The sequence below is a fragment of the Pseudomonas sp. W5-36 genome (assembly GCF_046540455.1).
GTDB classification, from domain to species: domain Bacteria; phylum Pseudomonadota; class Gammaproteobacteria; order Pseudomonadales; family Pseudomonadaceae; genus Aquipseudomonas; species Aquipseudomonas graminis_B.
This window is the reverse complement of sequence record NZ_JAXCIQ010000016.1, coordinates 22,071-37,427: the sequence shown is the minus strand read 5'-3', so window position 1 is coordinate 37,427 and position 15,357 is coordinate 22,071. Positions and strand designations below refer to the sequence as shown.

Sequence of the window (15,357 nt, the reverse complement as noted above, 5' to 3'; positions counted from 1 at the left end):
ACTGTGGGTAAATCCATGGGGTTACGGATGCCAATATGACTTTTATTTGGATCTGTAGTGACGACACCATGATAAATAGTTAAAGGGGTCCGTCCCCTTTAACTGTTCACTTGCTGCACAGTGAATCGCAAAGCGAGCGAGGCCTGATGTTGTCACGCATAACTCCCTATAGTGTTTCTCGATCGTCCAGAGCTTATGAACCATTTCCTGGACATGCCCATCATCATGATCAATTAACTCGGTATCTGCGAAGTGCTGTAAATACCGAACTATGGTCTCAAGCCCGTCGGATGGGAGAGCTTGGACCATTTGAGAGCCAATCAGCTTAATCAGAAAACTTGCATAGCAGCGCCTAACTTCGTCATAGGAATGTTTTTGCTCTTCCAAGCGCTCGTTAATGACCCTTATTGCTTTTAGTACTTGATCATCGGTCATTTCAAAGCTCCATCCTGTACACCGAGACTTTTCATTACAGGAACACACGAGTCGCAAAAAACGAGCGGCTTTCCGTCGTTTCTAAGTGTCGTTGAGGTTCCTCCTTGCACAAGGGCTCGTAAATCAGTCGCACACCGGACATTGTGCTGGGTCGCGATCTGACTAAGTGCATCTGCTTCACCGCAACCCCCGTGAAATTTGGATCGATCGTCTGGCGGAACGTCGTCGTATAGCTGTCTTACCACTGGGTGCGCAGCGCCGTTACCCAAGGCGCCTTCGCTATAACCGAACTGGATTCAAGGGGCCCGTCTCATTAGCTGGAAACTATGGTTCACTGCGTTTGCTGGAAAAACTCAATCAGAGCCGGGCGAACTCCAGGAATCACCTTTTTCAAATAGACCAAGTAAAGATAGACTGCCGTCGGCTTATAAGAATCACCCTCCGCCCACTCTTCTTGAGTCCCGTAGCATACAAGCACACACCGAGCTAGATTCGAGAGATCGGCATCCGGGCCGCAACGCAAATCTTCTAAATCCCATAATTCATTCATTAGTTCTTTTATGGCCGGCTCACGTCGATCTATTTTTCTACAAGCGACTGCTTTTTTTAGGTGGGGAACTAGATTTGGCGTCCGATCTCCATAAATCTTGCGCAGCGTTCCGCTACGGAAAAGCTCAAGCATAAATCTTCCAAAGCGACGTCTAACTGTGTCGAACGATAAGCCATCTTCAAGGAAACGTTGTTCGAGGGCTTCTATCTCTAAGGTTTCTATCTCGTTAATCATATTAAGGTTCCATCCTTGATGCCGAGGGCTTTCATTACTCGAGAACAGGAAGGGCAGAAAGGTAACGGCTTTCCATCATTCCTTTGAGTGGTAAAAGTGGCGCCTTTAACGAGTTTTCTCAGCTGAGGTACGGACTGAACATTATGCTGCTTCGCAATAAGGCTGAGAAGGTCTGCCTCTCCGCATTGGGCGTGATAGGCGACGGTACGCTTGTCCCTAGGAATGGAATTGTAAAGCTCACTGATCACAGGATGATGTGCGCCGCCCCCCGCAGGCTGCGGAGCTGTAACCTACTTGGGGCGATGGGGGGGTTACATCTTCGCCTGTTGTACGGGCGCCCTGATTATTGGGTGTAATCCCCTTTAGACGGGCAAGTCCCAGCGGATCGATCCAACCAGTCGGGTTGGGGGCGTATTGGAAGAGGTTTAATCCACCACTGTAGCCAATCGGGTCCTTGCTGATAAACCGCCCGACCCTTGGATCATAGTACCGATGCCGGTTGTAGTGCAGGCCGGTTTCGTGGTCGTGGTATTGGCCCTGGAAGCGGATCGGGTTGGTCAGGTTGATTTGTTGGGCGAATTCAGAGCGCTGTTCGGTTGCTTCGCCCCACGCTTTGTATTGCGCGCTCCAGGCGGTGTTGCCGTTTTGGTCGGTGATTTCTTGCGGAGTACCTAGGTGGTCGCATTGGTACCAGGCCAACGCATGAATTGGTAGCGCGACGGGTTTGTAGTTCCAGAGCGGGTCTTCTTTGAAGTTGTAGCGGCCCTGATAGGTCGGTTGGCTTACCAGGCGGATGGTTTCGTGGCGCATGGCCTGGGCCACGGGAACGAAGGTGCCGGGTTCGTGGATGTAATGAACCGTGCGGCCGAGTGCGCCGGCGTACGGCGGAGGGCTGCTCTCCCATGCCAGATTGTCGCCATCCCAGCCGTACAGCGTGAAGCCGCAGCCCAGTTCGCGCTCTTTGCGGGCGTGTTCGTTTTCGTTCCAGCCGGTTCCGGCTTCCGGGCGCGGTCGGTAGTGGGCTTTTGAGAGTTTGTAGAGGCGCCGTCCAAGGGGGTCATAGCCGAAGTCGACGGTGAGGCGCGGATCGCAGAAGTGCACCAGACGATCGAAGAGGTCCCAGTGCAGTTCGCTGCGCAGGCCGTTGGTCCAGCGCTCAGTCTGGTTACCGCGTTCGTCGTATTCGTAGTGGTTGCCGGCGTAGTCGCGTAGCAGGTTGTCGATCAGTTTGTGGCGGACAGGCTCCGGATCTAACGGGCGGCGGACGGGCGCTGCGCTGTCATTTAGCAGGTTGCTGGCCGGGTCGAAAGCGAAGGTTTCCACGCCCAGGCGGCTGGTGGCATTGATTAGTCGGCTGACGGGATCGTATCGGTAGCTCAACTCCCCACGGCGGCTGTCGTCGATGTCGGTGAGTTGGCCGGCGGCGTCGTAGGTGTACGCGCGTTTGATGAGTGTGGCTTTGTCGTCGGGACGTCCTAGCAGTTGCTCTTGCAGGCGTCCCGCCGGGTCCCAGCTTTGGGTTTGCAGGAGTTGGTTGCCCTGGTGGCGGGCGACTTCGCGATGCAGATCATCGCGCTCGTAACTGAGGAGTTCGTGCTCGTCCAGTTTCAGCCCCAGCAGATGACCGCTGCCATAGGTCAGCCAACTGACGCGATGGCCGTCAGGACGGATAGTCGCAACGCGGTTATTGAGCTCGTCGTACTCGTGCTGCCAGACGGCAACCAGTGGTTTATCCAGATTCGAGTAATGCTGATGCTCTCGCAGCAGGTTGCCGGCCGGATCGTGAAACCATTGCAACTTGCTGATGGCGTTGGTAGCCATGATCAGATGGCCATTGCCGTCGTAGGCAAAGGTTTCGCTCTGGGATTTCTCTCCAAGCGTGGCGCGGCGTTCGGTCAGGCGGCCCATCGGGTCGAAGGACAGCGCAATGGTGCGTTGGCCGTTGATGACCTCGGCAAGACGCCCGGTTTCGGGATCGTACTGATAGCGAGTGCAGCGATTGTCGAAGCCGCGTTCTTCCAACAGCCTGCCGACCGGGTCGTAGTGAAAGTGAGCACGACGTTCGTTTTCGTTTTCCAGCGCCACCAGCCGGCCAAGCTTGTCCCAGCGGTAACGCAGGGTTTGCTCGGCGGCGTCGACGCGTTCGGCGATGAATCCCGCAGCGGTGTAACGCCAGGTGGTGCAGCGTTCGAGACCATCAGAATGAGCCAGCAAACGACCTTCGGCGTCGCGGCTGAAACGTTCTTCGGTCTTGTCAGGGTGCTTGACCAGGACCAACTGACCTAATTTGTACTCGTACGTCGTGCTATGCCCGGCCGGGTCGGTGAAGCGGATCATCTGGCCGCGTTCGTCGTACTCCCAAGCGCTTACCTTCCCGGAGCAGTCGGTGTACTTAACGAGTTGTCCGGCGTCGTTGTAGGCCAACGCCTTTGTATTGCCGTTGGCGTCTTTGATCGCCGTAGGAAGGCCGAATGTGTTGTAGGCGTATTCAGTGACGTTCTCTAGGGGATCAATCGCCTCGATCAGGTTCCCGCGAAGGTCGTAATCCCGTTTCCAAAGCCCGCCTTCGCCATCGCTGATCTTGATCAGGTGGCTTTTATCGTCGTACGCGTAATTCATCACGCTGTGATCAGCGCGGGTGTGTTCGGTCAGGTTGCTCAGCTTGTCGTAGCGATAACGATCCGTGCTGCCGTCGGTGTGGACGTGGCGGATGATGTTTTTTGCAGCATCACGGAAGAACCACTCCGAACGCCCGTCCGCGTGGCAAATGCGATAGGTGTAGCCGAGGCTGTCGTAGAAATGCCGGGTTTCGTGACCGAGCGCATCGGTTACGTAGGTGAGACGAATGTTTTCATCCCACGCCAACCGAGTATCAAAACTGCCGTCGTCAGCCCATTCGCGCACGGCTTTCGCGTCGGGGCCCGTGCCTTGCCACTGCAGATTCAAACCACGATTGGTGCGGTCGGTGTAGCGGGTAATCAGGTGGTTCTGATACTGGTAGCGCCAGGCAGCGCCGTTCTCGTCCTGGGCCAGAACAAGGTCACCAAAATCATCGTACTGATAAGCGCACAGTTGCCGTTTGACGTCGCCGTTACGAACTTCCCAAAGCCCCGTCAACCGTCCCTGATCATCAATCAACGTGCCGATTCGCAAGTGGACTTTACGGGCGTCCTTTTCCCGATAAGTCACCAATTCAGAGAGCACCGAATGCCCATCATGCCGATGCTCGTGATGCAGCATCACCCCGGCACCATTGGGCAGCACCTTGTTGATCAAAACAAAACGCAGACCCCGCCTGATGTAGGTTTCCCTGTGCTCCAGGCCGCGCATCAGCACTAACCGATCTTTGCTGAGGCGAATAACGGTCAGGTTTTCAATGGCGTTGAAGTGGAACAGCTTGACCTTGGGCAGAGGGAATTCATGGCTGCGGCCATCGGCATCATGAAACACCAAGCCCTCATCCACACAATCAAAGCGCGTGGTAAACGGCGTAATCCACCGCGCACCAATAACGTCCTGATCGTAGGCATCCAGACTCGAGCAGTAGGTGCGCGTCCACTCAATCGGAAACGGCCCCGGCAGACTGAAATCGGTATGACTGACCGACTCTGAGCCCATCGAAAAGCTGATGCTCTTGATGGTCGCCGCACAGGCACAATTCTTCAGCTCGTTAGGCCGCTCCTTGGCAGGCGTCTCCCGCTGAACCTTCTCAAGTTTGCCTTCGCCGGCCCGGCGCTTGGCCTGATTAACCACCCCCGGCTTGATGTTAAAGGCCTGGCCATGCCCATTGCGCGACCGCCAACTGACGACCGCATCACCCAGCGTCAGCAGCAACGAACCAATGGAATTCTGAACTCCAGGATCAGCCAGACCAGTAATCTGGGTCCGAAGCTCCGGCGCCATGGCGCGCAACAATTTGGCCTGTCTGACCACCTCTTTTTTAACGGCTTCAGGCAACAGATGTTCAACGGCGCCGTTGACAGCACCCTTGCCCGCAGCAACGCAAACCTCCGCAGCCGCCGCAAAAATATTGCCAATCGCCGCCTGAGGATCGTAGGCCCAGAGATCCCCAGCGGCCTGAACTAACTGCTCCGCCTCAAGCAAATCGGCCTTGGCGTTTAGCCCCGGGTTAACCAACTTTTCAAGACCAGAAGCGATCTCAAAAAGCACCCCTTCGCCCAGCTTCCCCGCGTCATCGAGAATGCCAGCAAGTTTGGCCTGCGCCTGGGTCACAAAATCATCAAGCGTCCCAACGATGTCGGCGTTGAGGTGCCCAATCAGCACCTCAACCAGCGAGTCTCCAAGCACCAACTTGCCCGCCTGACGCATCTCCTGACGCACCAGAAACAACGTCGGCCGCAAGCTCATGCGCGCCGCCGCCATGGTCGGCGGCGTCGGCAGCACGCCAATCAAATTGATGCCCAAACTGACCCAATCCAGCGGATCACGCTTCTCGCTCGTCGCCAGCCGAACGATGTCATTCAGCGCATCGACCAGCGCCATGACGTTGCCCACCACAGGCAGAAAGCCCGCAGCGCTCTTGATCCTCTCAAGCGAAACCACCCCGCCGCTGATCTCCTGCAGCCAGGCATCGACATTGGCCGCGCCAGCCCCAACGTCCTCAAGCTGAATCAGATCAAGCGGAACGATCGCCACCTGAGCATCGCGCTCCCCAATGCCCGTACTCATGAGAACTTCTCGCCGCCCGACACTTCAAGCAAGTCCTCATCCACCGTCAGCACTGGCAGGCTCGGAAGCTTCCCGCTTTTGATCACCCCGCTCAGAAGGCCTGAAGCGATCGGCAGAGCCGCGGTCGCAAGCGGCGGCAAGCCCAATCCCGCCGCCCCGGCGTCAACTGCAGCCGTCATGACGTGCGCAACATCCCAGTTCTTGGTCGGCAGCCCTTCACCAACCGCCGCGTCTAACGGCGCCGGAGCCTCGCCCGCACTCGGCGGCATGACCGGCCATTCGGGCGTGCCGATAAAACTGCCGTCTGCCCAGGTGTCGGCCGGGTCCTTGCCGAAGGCCACCCTTCCAGGCCCGGGTGCAGCGCCGGGAACCGCCGCGAAACCCTTGGCATCAAGCGAGCCTTTGAGCCGCTGGCCCAGAGCATCGATCACCTCGAAGCCGCCACCCTGAATGCCTTGCTGACCCGCGTACTGGTTGAACAGCTGAAGGTCGCCCTCGCCCGGCTTCGGTGGCTCGGGGAACACGCCAGCGAGGTTTTTCGCCGATGTGTAGGCAAAGTTGGCGGCGTGGGCGGTGTACGGGCCGGTGGTGACGTGGGTGATGCCGGCGGCATTGTAAGTGGTGGCGCTGCCGCCGCCCTGAATCACCAGCTCGGTTTTGGCGGTGAGGGTGATGCGCTCGGCGTTGGCGGTGATGTTGAGTTTGGCCAGCAGGTTGATGCTGTCCTTCAGGGCGCGCACGTCGATGTCACCGGAGGCGGCCACCAGACGCCAGCCGAGGCTTTGCACGAACAGGCGCATGCCCTGGCTGGCGCTGGCCAGCAGGCGTTTACCCACGGAAAAGCTGGTGTGCCCCGTGCTGCTCAATGCCAGGTGTTCGCCGGTGGCGATGTGGCTTGAACGCGGCGTGGTCAGGGCGATGCCGGCCGGGCTGGCGAGAACCAGATGGGGTTCGGTGAACTCCGGAAACTCATTGGCGCTCTTGTTCGCCGGACCGCTGCCGAGCACGCCCTGGTGCTGGGCGTGCAGGGCTTTGGCGACGTCATCCTGGTCGCCGGGTTCCTGGGCCTGCACCGCCTTGGCTTGCAGCGCGAAGCCGTCCTGCTGATCGGCGGCAGTGGCCAGGCGTTCTGCGGTTTCCGGCAAGTCCTTGTGGTGCCTGGATTCGTTGGGACGCGGCTCGGTGGTGATCAACAAGCCCGCAGCGGCCCGGACCGCACCATGGCGGTCGGTGCGCAGCTCGAAACCTTCGCCTCTGGGCTGGCCGCCAGCGGGCCGTGGATGGGTCAGGTAGCCGAGGTTGATGGCACTGGCGCCGTGATCGCTGCGCAGGGCAATGCTGATCTCGCTGGTGGTGTCGTCGATGCGCAATTCGTTGGCGCGACTGCCCTTGTATTCTTTGCTCTTGACCGTGGCCACGGTCTTGAAATCGGGCAGCTTGTACGGCGGCAAGTGAGCGCCGTGGTACAGACAACCGGTGATGAGGGGCTGGTCGGGGTCGCCTTCGAGGAAGGTGATCAGGACCTCCATGCCGACCCGCGGCAGGTTGATCGTGCCGAAGTTCTGGCTGGCCCAGTTCGAGGCCACGCGCATCCAGCAACTGGTCTTGTCGTTGTGCTGGCCTTCGCGGTCCCAGAAAAACTGCACCTTCACCCGGCCGTGCTGATCGCAGTAAATCTCTTCACCTTCGGGGCCGGTGACCACCGCGCTTTGGGTGCCCAGCACCTTCGGTTTCGGGTGCTCCAGCGGCGGCCGGTAGTGCACGTCCCAGGGCGTCGCGCTGAAACGGTTGCGGTAGCCCTGATGGAAGTCACTTTTCAGGTCGGTGACGTCGCTGGTGATGACTTCTTCCAGCACCTGCGGCTGTTTGCCCTCGTGGAATATCTCGGTGAGCAGCCACAGGTCATTCCACAACGGATTGGCGTGCCCGGTCAGGGCAAGAAAATGGCCGCTGACCAGGCGTGGTTGATCGCTGCTGCCCTCAGCCACCCGATAGTCGCTGCGGTGGCGCTCCAGGGCGCGATGGGCCAGATGGCGGCCACGTTCGCGATCGGCGAAGCGGCCGGGGTAATCGTAATCTTCGAGGTCCGGGATGGCCGCACTTTTGGCGCTGCTTTCCAGCTGGAACTTCGGTTTGGTGAAGTCGTAGTCACGCCGCGTAGTGCGGCTGGTGCGGGTGTTCATGCGCAGACCGAAGCGCTTGATCACCTGGGCGTCGGCGACCAGTCCGGTGTCCTGCTGGTAGAGCACCGGCGCCAGTTTCGGGAATACCGTCTGGTCATCGCCGAACACCAGCAGATGGCCCTTGGCGCTGTGCTGAAAATGAAAGTGAATCCCTTCCTCTTCGCACAGGCGCTGGATGAAATGCAGGTCAGATTCGTCGTACTGCACGCAGTAGACGCGTTCGGGATAGGTCGCACCGAGCTGAAACCGGTAATCGATGGAGAGAATGCCGTGCTCTTCCAGCACCTGGCTGATGATCTGCTGCACCGTCATCTGCTGGAAAATGCGCTGGTTGATCCGGTGCGCCAGGTAAGCCAACTGTGGTCGCAGGGAAATCCGGTAGCGGGTCAGCCGCTTGCCGGCATCACCCTGGGCGATGCTGTACGCCAGTCCGTGAATCCCGGTGCCGTCGTCGGCCAATTGCAGAAACGTCTGCCCGTGCAGCAGGCTTTCAAGATCGAGCGCGGCCTTTTCGCTGACCAGCTCCAGCTCGAATTCGAACGGTTGGTTGAGGCGCTCCCGGCCGGTGAAAGACAGCACTTGAAACAGTGAGTCCTGCCCATTGAGGGTCAGGCTGAATGGGGCTTGGTTGGCCGGTGCGAACATCCCTTGTTCCTTGTGCGCTGAGGCGGCAGACGTTGATGCAAAGGAGGCGATCAGCGGCTGCGAATGCGTGGAAGGACAGCGAGCCGCCGGGGGTCGGCGGTGCTCTCCGCGGTCTGGGAATCGCGATCAATCAGGGTTGTTCGCGTAACCAGAGGACGACGGAGATATCAAGGGCCGTGCCAGAAGGAGCGCGGCCCTTATGCCACAAGGGTTTGCGGGGGATTTTTGCGGGCTTGGGGTGACGTCGGGTTAACCGTCCCGGGGAATGTGCGCAAGAAGTTGCGCACCCCTGCGCAACTTCTTGCGCATTCCTCCCCACGCCACAAACGACGCCCCATGCAGGGCGCTAAGCAGGCAGTCAGGGGCGGCCCACTGCGCAACTTCTTGCGCATGATGGCGATGGGGAATGACCGGGAAGTTCAAGGTGCGGCAGGGTGTTGGTAGATGCGGCAGAGATCGGCAACATTGCGCCGCCGATCCCCATGGCGCCAGATCAGTACTCGGCGTCGGCGTCCACCGTATGGGTATTGAACGCAGGCCGTGCTCCGCCCACTCGCGCAAGGAAATACAGCGCCACCCCCACCAGCATCAGTGCCCCGGCGCGCAGCCAGGTTTCGGCGCTTTGCTGGGTCAGCAAAATCAGGCATGACACGATCGCCAGAACCGGCACCCAGGTCGGCACGCGGAAGTGGTCAGCCTCGACGGTGTCCTTGCGCAGGACCAGCACGGCCAGGTTGGTACTGATGAACACGAACAACAGCAGCAGGACCACAGTTTCCGCCAGTGTTGCCAGCGAGCCGGTCAGGGTGAGGATGATCGCGACCACTGTCGTCGCGACGATGGCCACCCACGGCGTCCGCCGCTCAGGCAGCACGTTCGACAGCGCGTTGGGCAGCAGGCCCTGGCGCGACATGCCATATGCCAGGCGGCTGGACATAATCATGGTCAACAACGCGCCATTGGCCACGGCCACCAGCGCAATAAAGGCGAACAGCCGCGGAGGAATGCCGAGGTTCGACGCTTTGACCACTTCCAGCAACGGTGCCGAGGAATGCACCAACTGCTCGATAGGCATGACGGTGGCGGCCGCGATGCCGACGCCCATGTAGATCGCGCCGGCGATCAGCAGCGCACCGAACAACGCGCGAGGGTAGACCGTGCGCACGTTGCGCACCTCCTCCGCCAGATTGGCCGAGGTCTCGAAGCCCACGAACGAATAAAACGCCAGCAACGCCGCGCCGAGCACCGCAAACGCCGGGTTGACGCCCTCCTTGAATTGCACGGCGCGGGACAAATCACCGTCGCCGGAGCGGAAGAACCAGACCGCCGCGATGATCACCAACAGCAGGCCCGAGACTTCGATCACCGTCATCACCAGGTTGGCGGACAACGATTCTTTAATGCCGCGGGCGTTGAGCAAAGCGATGACCACCAGGAAGATCAACGCCACGATATGGGGTGGCAGGTCGATGAAGGGCGCCATGTAATCGCCAGCGAACGCCAGAGACAACCCTGCGGCGCTGGTCACGCCCGCTGCCAGCATGCAGAAGCCCACCAGAAACGAGATCAAGGGCGATTTGAACGCCTTGCCGGCAAACACGGCTGAAGCACCGGCGTGAGGGTATTTGGTGACCAGTTCGGCGTAAGAGCCTGCGGTGAGCATGGCGAAGCACAGGGCGATGAGCAGCGGCACCAAGATCGCCCCGCCCACTTCACCGGCGATGGTCCCGGCCAGGGCGTACACCCCGGCGCCCAGCACGTCGCCGAGGATGAACAGCAAGAGCATCGGCCCGGTAATCGCGCGTTTCAGTGCTGGGCTCGGTTGTGGCGGCTGCGATGTCATGGGCTGGCTCCGGCGGTGTGGCGGGGTTCGGGACTTGAGTCTAAGGCTGACCCGATTGGACGCCGGAAGTTTTGGCTGTGGGAATGTCGGAACGATCAGCGGTGATCTTAAAGCGGTGAAAGATTCAGACCACTCATCTCTTCCCGACTAACGCCGGTCCTGCACGGGAATTTTCCACAGAGGACCGGCTATTAGCCTGGAACAGGCAGGCAAGTTTCAACGGGATATAACAAGGTTCAAGGGGCGGCTTTAGTTAGATCGCGCGCCCTTCAATCAACACGTAGCCCATGGGGAAAACATCTGAATCAAGCCGACTTCCAACTCACCGCATCGATGCCCAATCGCTCGGCCTTGGGCTTGGAGAGTTTGATGGCTCTGTCACTCCGGTACTTGGGGATGTCGGCCACTCCAGCGTCCACTGCAGCCCAGTGCCACGCCTCAGCGTTATCCATTTGCCTGGCGCACACGTAGAACCATCGTGGCTTGCCATGGAAAAGGTATTCAATGCGGTAGTGTTGGGTATGTTGCATGGTCTTGATCTCGTTCACAGGGTCGATTTCGTTGTTTGGGTTCCATCTGGGTGGACGACTGACTCACCGCGCAGGGTGGAGCTGCAGACCAGGGATCAGTCTGTGGCAGCTTCTTCTAAGGGGATGACCGCATTGAAAGTCTCCATTATCGAGGCCTCAGGCTTTCAAGGGCGGCTGCAGGCCGCGTTATAACCGGGACGCTAAGAACATTGATTCAATGCATGCCAATAAAACAGGCCATACAATGGCCCGTTAAAAAGTTGACCGTAGTTGGCTGAAGGATGTTCATCGTGAATTTGAAATTTCGAGACGAGCGGTTTAATGGCTGTTTCAACGCGTTAGTTGATCTAGCGCACCCACCAAAAAGATGTATTAAGTGCGCCGGCGGACGCTAATCATTCATTCGAATAGTTTCGGATATCAGCAATTAACGGCAGGCCGTCGGAGTCACCTGCGGCAATACGCTCGGCCTGGTCACGTCCCCTGACAAGCCCTTGCTCGAGGGTCCACCCGGACGCCGGAAGACTCTCCAGATGTTCCACCACCCTTTCGCCATCAGCGGCATAAACGCAAACCAGAACGTCAATGGTGTCGCCATTGGCCCGCGCCCGGACCTCCAGCTGACAGCCGTTCTCCGCCGCTTCGGTATAGTTCTCATCACTCGCTGGTGATTGCGTCCACTCGTTATAAACATCGCCACGCGCAAACATGAACGTGTCCCTTTTCCTGATCGTTATAGAAGATGGCCAATAGCATTGACTGGGGCGGCAGCGAATGATTCAGCGACCCCGTCAGATCGGCGCCCCGTTGATACGGGCCCTGTCGTCGCTTCGTTGGTTGCGCCGTTCGTCAGCCGAGCCCTGGTCAGGCTGAACCCATCCCCGCGGACATCCGTTCCAATGGGTAGGCCGTAGCAACGCAACTCGCCCCGTAGCAAGTTGCCTCCCCCTACGCCCCACTCTTCAACGCAGGCCCGGCAGCCAAGAGCCCACGGTGATAAAACGCCCGGGTGGCAAGCACCACGCTGTTACAGAATCTCACCGCGCCGCCGATAGCCCGGGACAGTCATAACGTTTTGCAGCGCTGCAAGTTGTGGGGTGGTCGTTCTTTTGAAATTGCGCGTGTTGGGTCCCTATTTATGAAATTCCCGTCTCTAGATCGATTGAAAGCGCTGGTCTGCGTCCAGCGAGACAACACGCGACTGATGGAAGCGCAATACATCGCGCTGTCCAGGCAGCTGCCGATGATGTACGTCATTCTGCTGATCAATACTCTGGCCCTGGCCGCCACCCATTACGGCGTCGCGCCGCTGTGGCTGACGGTGTACATCCCGCTGTTGCTGACCCTGGTGGGTACCGTACGCGCGGTCCTCTGGTGGCAGAGCCGCAGTCAGACCCTGACCACCGAGCAGATCTTCAAGAAACTGACCCGCACCAATCAGGTCACGGTGGTCATTGCGTTCGGCTTTACGATCTGGGCGCTGTTGCTGTTTCCCTACGGTGACACCTACACCAAGTCCCATGTGGCCTTCTACATGGCGATCACGGTGATCGTCTGCATCTTCTGCCTGATGCACCTGCCCTCCTCGGCGATGATGACCACGGCGGTGGTCAACATCGCCTTCGTGGCGTTTTTTGCCAATGCCGGCAACGCTACCTACACCGCCATGGCCGCCAACGTGTTCCTTGTCTCGCTGGCGATGATCGTGGTGCTGCAGAACCACTACGGCGAGTTCACCCGGCTGGTGAACATGCAGATCCGCACGGAAAAGCTCAGCGACGACAATCAACGGCTGGCTAACGAAGACAGCCTGACCGGCCTGCCCAACCGACGGCAGTTTTTCACCTTGCTCGATCGTGCGCTCAAACAGGCGCGGCACGGCGACACGCGGCTGGCGGTGGGGATGATCGATCTGGACGGTTTCAAGCCGATCAACGACTCTTATGGCCACGGCATAGGCGACAAGCTGTTGCGTCAGGTCGGCCAGCGATTGCGGGCGTTTGCCAGCGAGCAACTGCACGTGGCCCGACTGGGCGGCGATGAGTTCGGGCTCATCATCGTCAGGGCCGGTGACGAAAGTGAGTTGATCAAACAGGGTGAGTCGCTGTGCCGCGCCATGCGTCAGCCCTTCGTGATCGGCGATATTCACGTCAGCATTAGCGCCTCCATGGGTCTGGTGGTGTTTCCGGACCTGGCGAGCAACTCGACCGAGGCGTATGAATTCGCCGATTACGCGCTCTATACCAGCAAGCGCGAAACACCTGGCGAGCTGTGCATTTTCTCGCCGAGTCAGCATCAGCGCCTCAAGCGCGACATGCTGACCGAGCAGGGCCTGCGCCAGGCCAATGTTGCGGAAGAATTCACCCTGGTGTTTCAGCCGATCGTCGACATCCGCACCTCCAGAACGGTGGCGTTCGAAGCGCTGGCCCGGTGGGTGAGTCCAAAGCTGGGCAGCGTCGCGCCGGGGCACTTCATCGGCGTGGCCGAGCGAATCGGCCTGATCAACCGACTGACGCCGCCGCTGCTTGAAAAAGCGCTGCACGCGGCGCAGTTATGGCCCGCAGATGTCCGGCTGGCGTTCAACCTGTCGGCCCACGATTGCTCGTCGATGGACGCTGTCGAACAGTTGATCAAGGTGATCCGCCAGAGCGGATTCGACGCCTCGCGGCTGGACCTGGAAATCACTGAAACCGCCGTCATCAAAGACCTCGTTCAGGCACAACGGGCGATCAATGCCTTTCGTGAACTGGGTTGCGGCATTTCCCTGGACGACTTCGGCACCGGCTACTCAAGCCTGAGCCAGCTCCACGCCTTGCCGCTGACCAAGCTGAAGATCGATCGCTCGTTCATCACCGACATTCACCAGAACGCCGCCAGTTTCAAGATCGTCAAATCATTGCTGGCCCTGAGTCAGGACATGGAATTGCAGTGCGTCAGTGAAGGTGTTGAAACCGAGGCGGAGCTGGAGGCGTTGCGGACCCTCGGCTGCACGCTGGTTCAGGGCTACCTGTTCTCCAGGCCGATGCCCCTTGAGCAGACGCTGGAGTGGATCGGCTCAACGCCGAGCATGCCCGTGGCGGCGGTTGTTCTGTGAAATCGGCCTGGGAGGGCAACAGCGGCGCTCATCGCTGCTGACAGGAGGGCACCGGGCGTTGCCGATCAGGCGCTTTGCTGGACTTTCATCATGGCCAAGCCAATGAAGCGGCGTGAGTCTTCCTGGAAGTCCCGCACCTGGGCGGCAAATTGCTCTTCGCGGGTGTCAACGTGGCGCGTGCTGAAAGAGGTGGCGACGTCGGCGATGACCTGGGTCGTGTCGTTGAGGGTCTGGTGCAGCGTGCCCAGAATGCCCACCGCATTGCGATTTGAAATGATCACTTCGCGGTTATTGCTGGGGAGCGTTCTGCCTGAAGACGTCTGATCCTCGGCATCCAGTCTGTCCGCAGTGCCCAGCAGGGTGTTGCCGGAGAACAGATAATGCATGTCGACGCCAGCATCACAGACGCGCTGAAGGTAATCGGCCTTGGGTGAGCGATGGCCACTTTCGTAGTGACCTTGGGCATTGGGTTCGACGCCGCCAATTCTGGCGAACGCGATTTGCGTCAGCCCCAACCGTTTGCGTTCTTTTCTCAAACGCGATCCAAGCTTTTCCATGAGCAAACTCCTGCTGAATTCACGCCACGCGAGGGAGCGGTGGGTGCAATGGGGGGCTGGAGTGCGAGCTTCCTGAATGAGCGAAATAGCCTCGTACGGTGTTAACTCACCACCTTACAGCCTTTGCAACATCAGCGAACAAGTATTTGGCCGGCACCTCGATCATCGGGTACCGAGACTGAGCCTGCCCCCCCCTGCCCGCCGTCGTGAAATATTAAACGCAGCACGTCCTTCAGCGTTTGCACATTCAGGTGAATATGCGCAACGAGATCCACCCAGTCCCGAGAGCCACAGTGGCGCCTCAACTAATCGACTGTAACGCGCAAACGTTTTCCACTCGTACGAGCACATTTGCTTAAAACCGCCGACGATCGGTAGATCGATATCTAACTCACATTTTTTGCTGACGTAGCAATGGCTTACGTCACATCCATTTCGTCATATCGATAAACGTCAAAGTATTTTCCATTGATCTCGAATAGATCCGATCTAAATTATTGGCAAACAGCGTCACGCCTAACAAGAAACAAAGCTGCGCCTGACTCGATGAATCAGGTGGCTGGTATGACACGCCATTACCCGCGTTGTTGTAGTGCT

The 15,357-nt window shown here is 58.9% G+C and carries 9 protein-coding genes and 1 pseudogene; 2 read left to right on the top strand and 8 right to left on the bottom strand.

The annotated features are described in order from the left end of the window. Positions 1–42: 42 nt before the first annotated feature. The 3 genes from SLW74_RS21460 to SLW74_RS21450 form a co-directional block, all read right to left on the bottom strand. Positions 43–435: a hypothetical protein gene (locus SLW74_RS21460; protein WP_410930032.1), complete on the bottom strand. Its 393-nt coding sequence runs from the start codon at positions 433–435 to the stop codon at positions 43–45. Positions 436–766: 331 nt separating this feature from the next. Then, positions 767–1,219, bottom strand: a complete 453-nt coding sequence (locus SLW74_RS21455; RefSeq protein WP_065991617.1) for a hypothetical protein — start codon at positions 1,217–1,219, stop codon at positions 767–769. Between the two features lie 237 nt (positions 1,220–1,456). After that, on the bottom strand, positions 1,457–5,548 hold the full coding sequence (locus SLW74_RS21450; RefSeq protein WP_410930031.1) for an RHS repeat-associated core domain-containing protein: 4,092 nt from the start codon (positions 5,546–5,548) through the stop codon (positions 1,457–1,459). Positions 5,549–5,585: 37 nt separating this feature from the next. On the opposite strand from SLW74_RS21450, the gene SLW74_RS21445 reads away from it, so the two are divergent. Beyond that, the gene (locus SLW74_RS21445; RefSeq protein ID WP_410930030.1) at positions 5,586–5,849 is read left to right on the top strand and encodes a hypothetical protein; all 264 of its coding nucleotides are present in this window, start codon (positions 5,586–5,588) and stop codon (positions 5,847–5,849) included. 55 nt (positions 5,850–5,904) lie between these two features. Here the strand turns inward: SLW74_RS21445 and SLW74_RS21440 are convergent, their stop codons facing one another. The 4 genes from SLW74_RS21440 to SLW74_RS21425 all read right to left on the bottom strand — a co-directional run bounded on the left by SLW74_RS21440 (position 5,905) and on the right by SLW74_RS21425 (position 11,819). Next, the gene (locus SLW74_RS21440) at positions 5,905–8,736 is read right to left on the bottom strand and encodes a type VI secretion system tip protein VgrG (RefSeq protein WP_410930029.1); all 2,832 of its coding nucleotides are present in this window, start codon (positions 8,734–8,736) and stop codon (positions 5,905–5,907) included. 493 nt (positions 8,737–9,229) lie between these two features. Further along, positions 9,230–10,579 (bottom strand): APC family permease, encoded by a 1,350-nt coding sequence (locus SLW74_RS21435; protein WP_410930028.1) that lies wholly within the window; start codon positions 10,577–10,579, stop codon positions 9,230–9,232. Between the two features lie 305 nt (positions 10,580–10,884). Further along, positions 10,885–11,109 (bottom strand): DUF6555 family protein, encoded by a 225-nt coding sequence (locus SLW74_RS21430; RefSeq protein ID WP_192131449.1) that lies wholly within the window; start codon positions 11,107–11,109, stop codon positions 10,885–10,887. A gap of 395 nt (positions 11,110–11,504) precedes the next feature. Continuing rightward, the gene (locus tag SLW74_RS21425; RefSeq protein ID WP_410930027.1) at positions 11,505–11,819 is read right to left on the bottom strand and encodes a hypothetical protein; all 315 of its coding nucleotides are present in this window, start codon (positions 11,817–11,819) and stop codon (positions 11,505–11,507) included. Between the two features lie 428 nt (positions 11,820–12,247). Here SLW74_RS21425 and SLW74_RS21420 point away from each other — a divergent pair, with 428 nt between their 5' ends. Then, complete coding sequence (locus SLW74_RS21420; RefSeq protein ID WP_065991612.1) at positions 12,248–14,203, top strand: putative bifunctional diguanylate cyclase/phosphodiesterase; 1,956 nt, start codon at positions 12,248–12,250, stop codon at positions 14,201–14,203. Positions 14,204–14,565: 362 nt separating this feature from the next. Here the strand turns inward: SLW74_RS21420 and SLW74_RS21415 are convergent. Then, positions 14,566–14,760, bottom strand: a pseudogene (locus SLW74_RS21415) (helix-turn-helix domain-containing protein); the annotation flags it as partial. Between the last annotated feature and the right edge of the window lie 597 nt (positions 14,761–15,357).

What these genes read in the sequence shown, in the direction of transcription:
- SLW74_RS21435 (WP_410930028.1), bottom strand. Translation starts at nt 10,579, where the DNA reads ATGACATCGCAGCCGCCACAACCGAGCCCAGCACTGAAACGCGCGATT.
- SLW74_RS21450 (WP_410930031.1), bottom strand. Translation starts at nt 5,548, where the DNA reads ATGCGTCAGGCGGGCAAGTTGGTGCTTGGAGACTCGCTGGTTGAGGTG.
- SLW74_RS21440 (WP_410930029.1), bottom strand. Translation starts at nt 8,736, where the DNA reads ATGTTCGCACCGGCCAACCAAGCCCCATTCAGCCTGACCCTCAATGGG.
- SLW74_RS21420 (WP_065991612.1), top strand. Translation starts at nt 12,248, where the DNA reads ATGAAATTCCCGTCTCTAGATCGATTGAAAGCGCTGGTCTGCGTCCAG.
- SLW74_RS21430 (WP_192131449.1), bottom strand. Translation starts at nt 11,109, where the DNA reads ATGCAACATACCCAACACTACCGCATTGAATACCTTTTCCATGGCAAG.
- SLW74_RS21445 (WP_410930030.1), top strand. Translation starts at nt 5,586, where the DNA reads ATGCGCGCCGCCGCCATGGTCGGCGGCGTCGGCAGCACGCCAATCAAA.
- SLW74_RS21455 (WP_065991617.1), bottom strand. Translation starts at nt 1,219, where the DNA reads ATGATTAACGAGATAGAAACCTTAGAGATAGAAGCCCTCGAACAACGT.
- SLW74_RS21425 (WP_410930027.1), bottom strand. Translation starts at nt 11,819, where the DNA reads ATGTTTGCGCGTGGCGATGTTTATAACGAGTGGACGCAATCACCAGCG.
- SLW74_RS21460 (WP_410930032.1), bottom strand. Translation starts at nt 435, where the DNA reads ATGACCGATGATCAAGTACTAAAAGCAATAAGGGTCATTAACGAGCGC.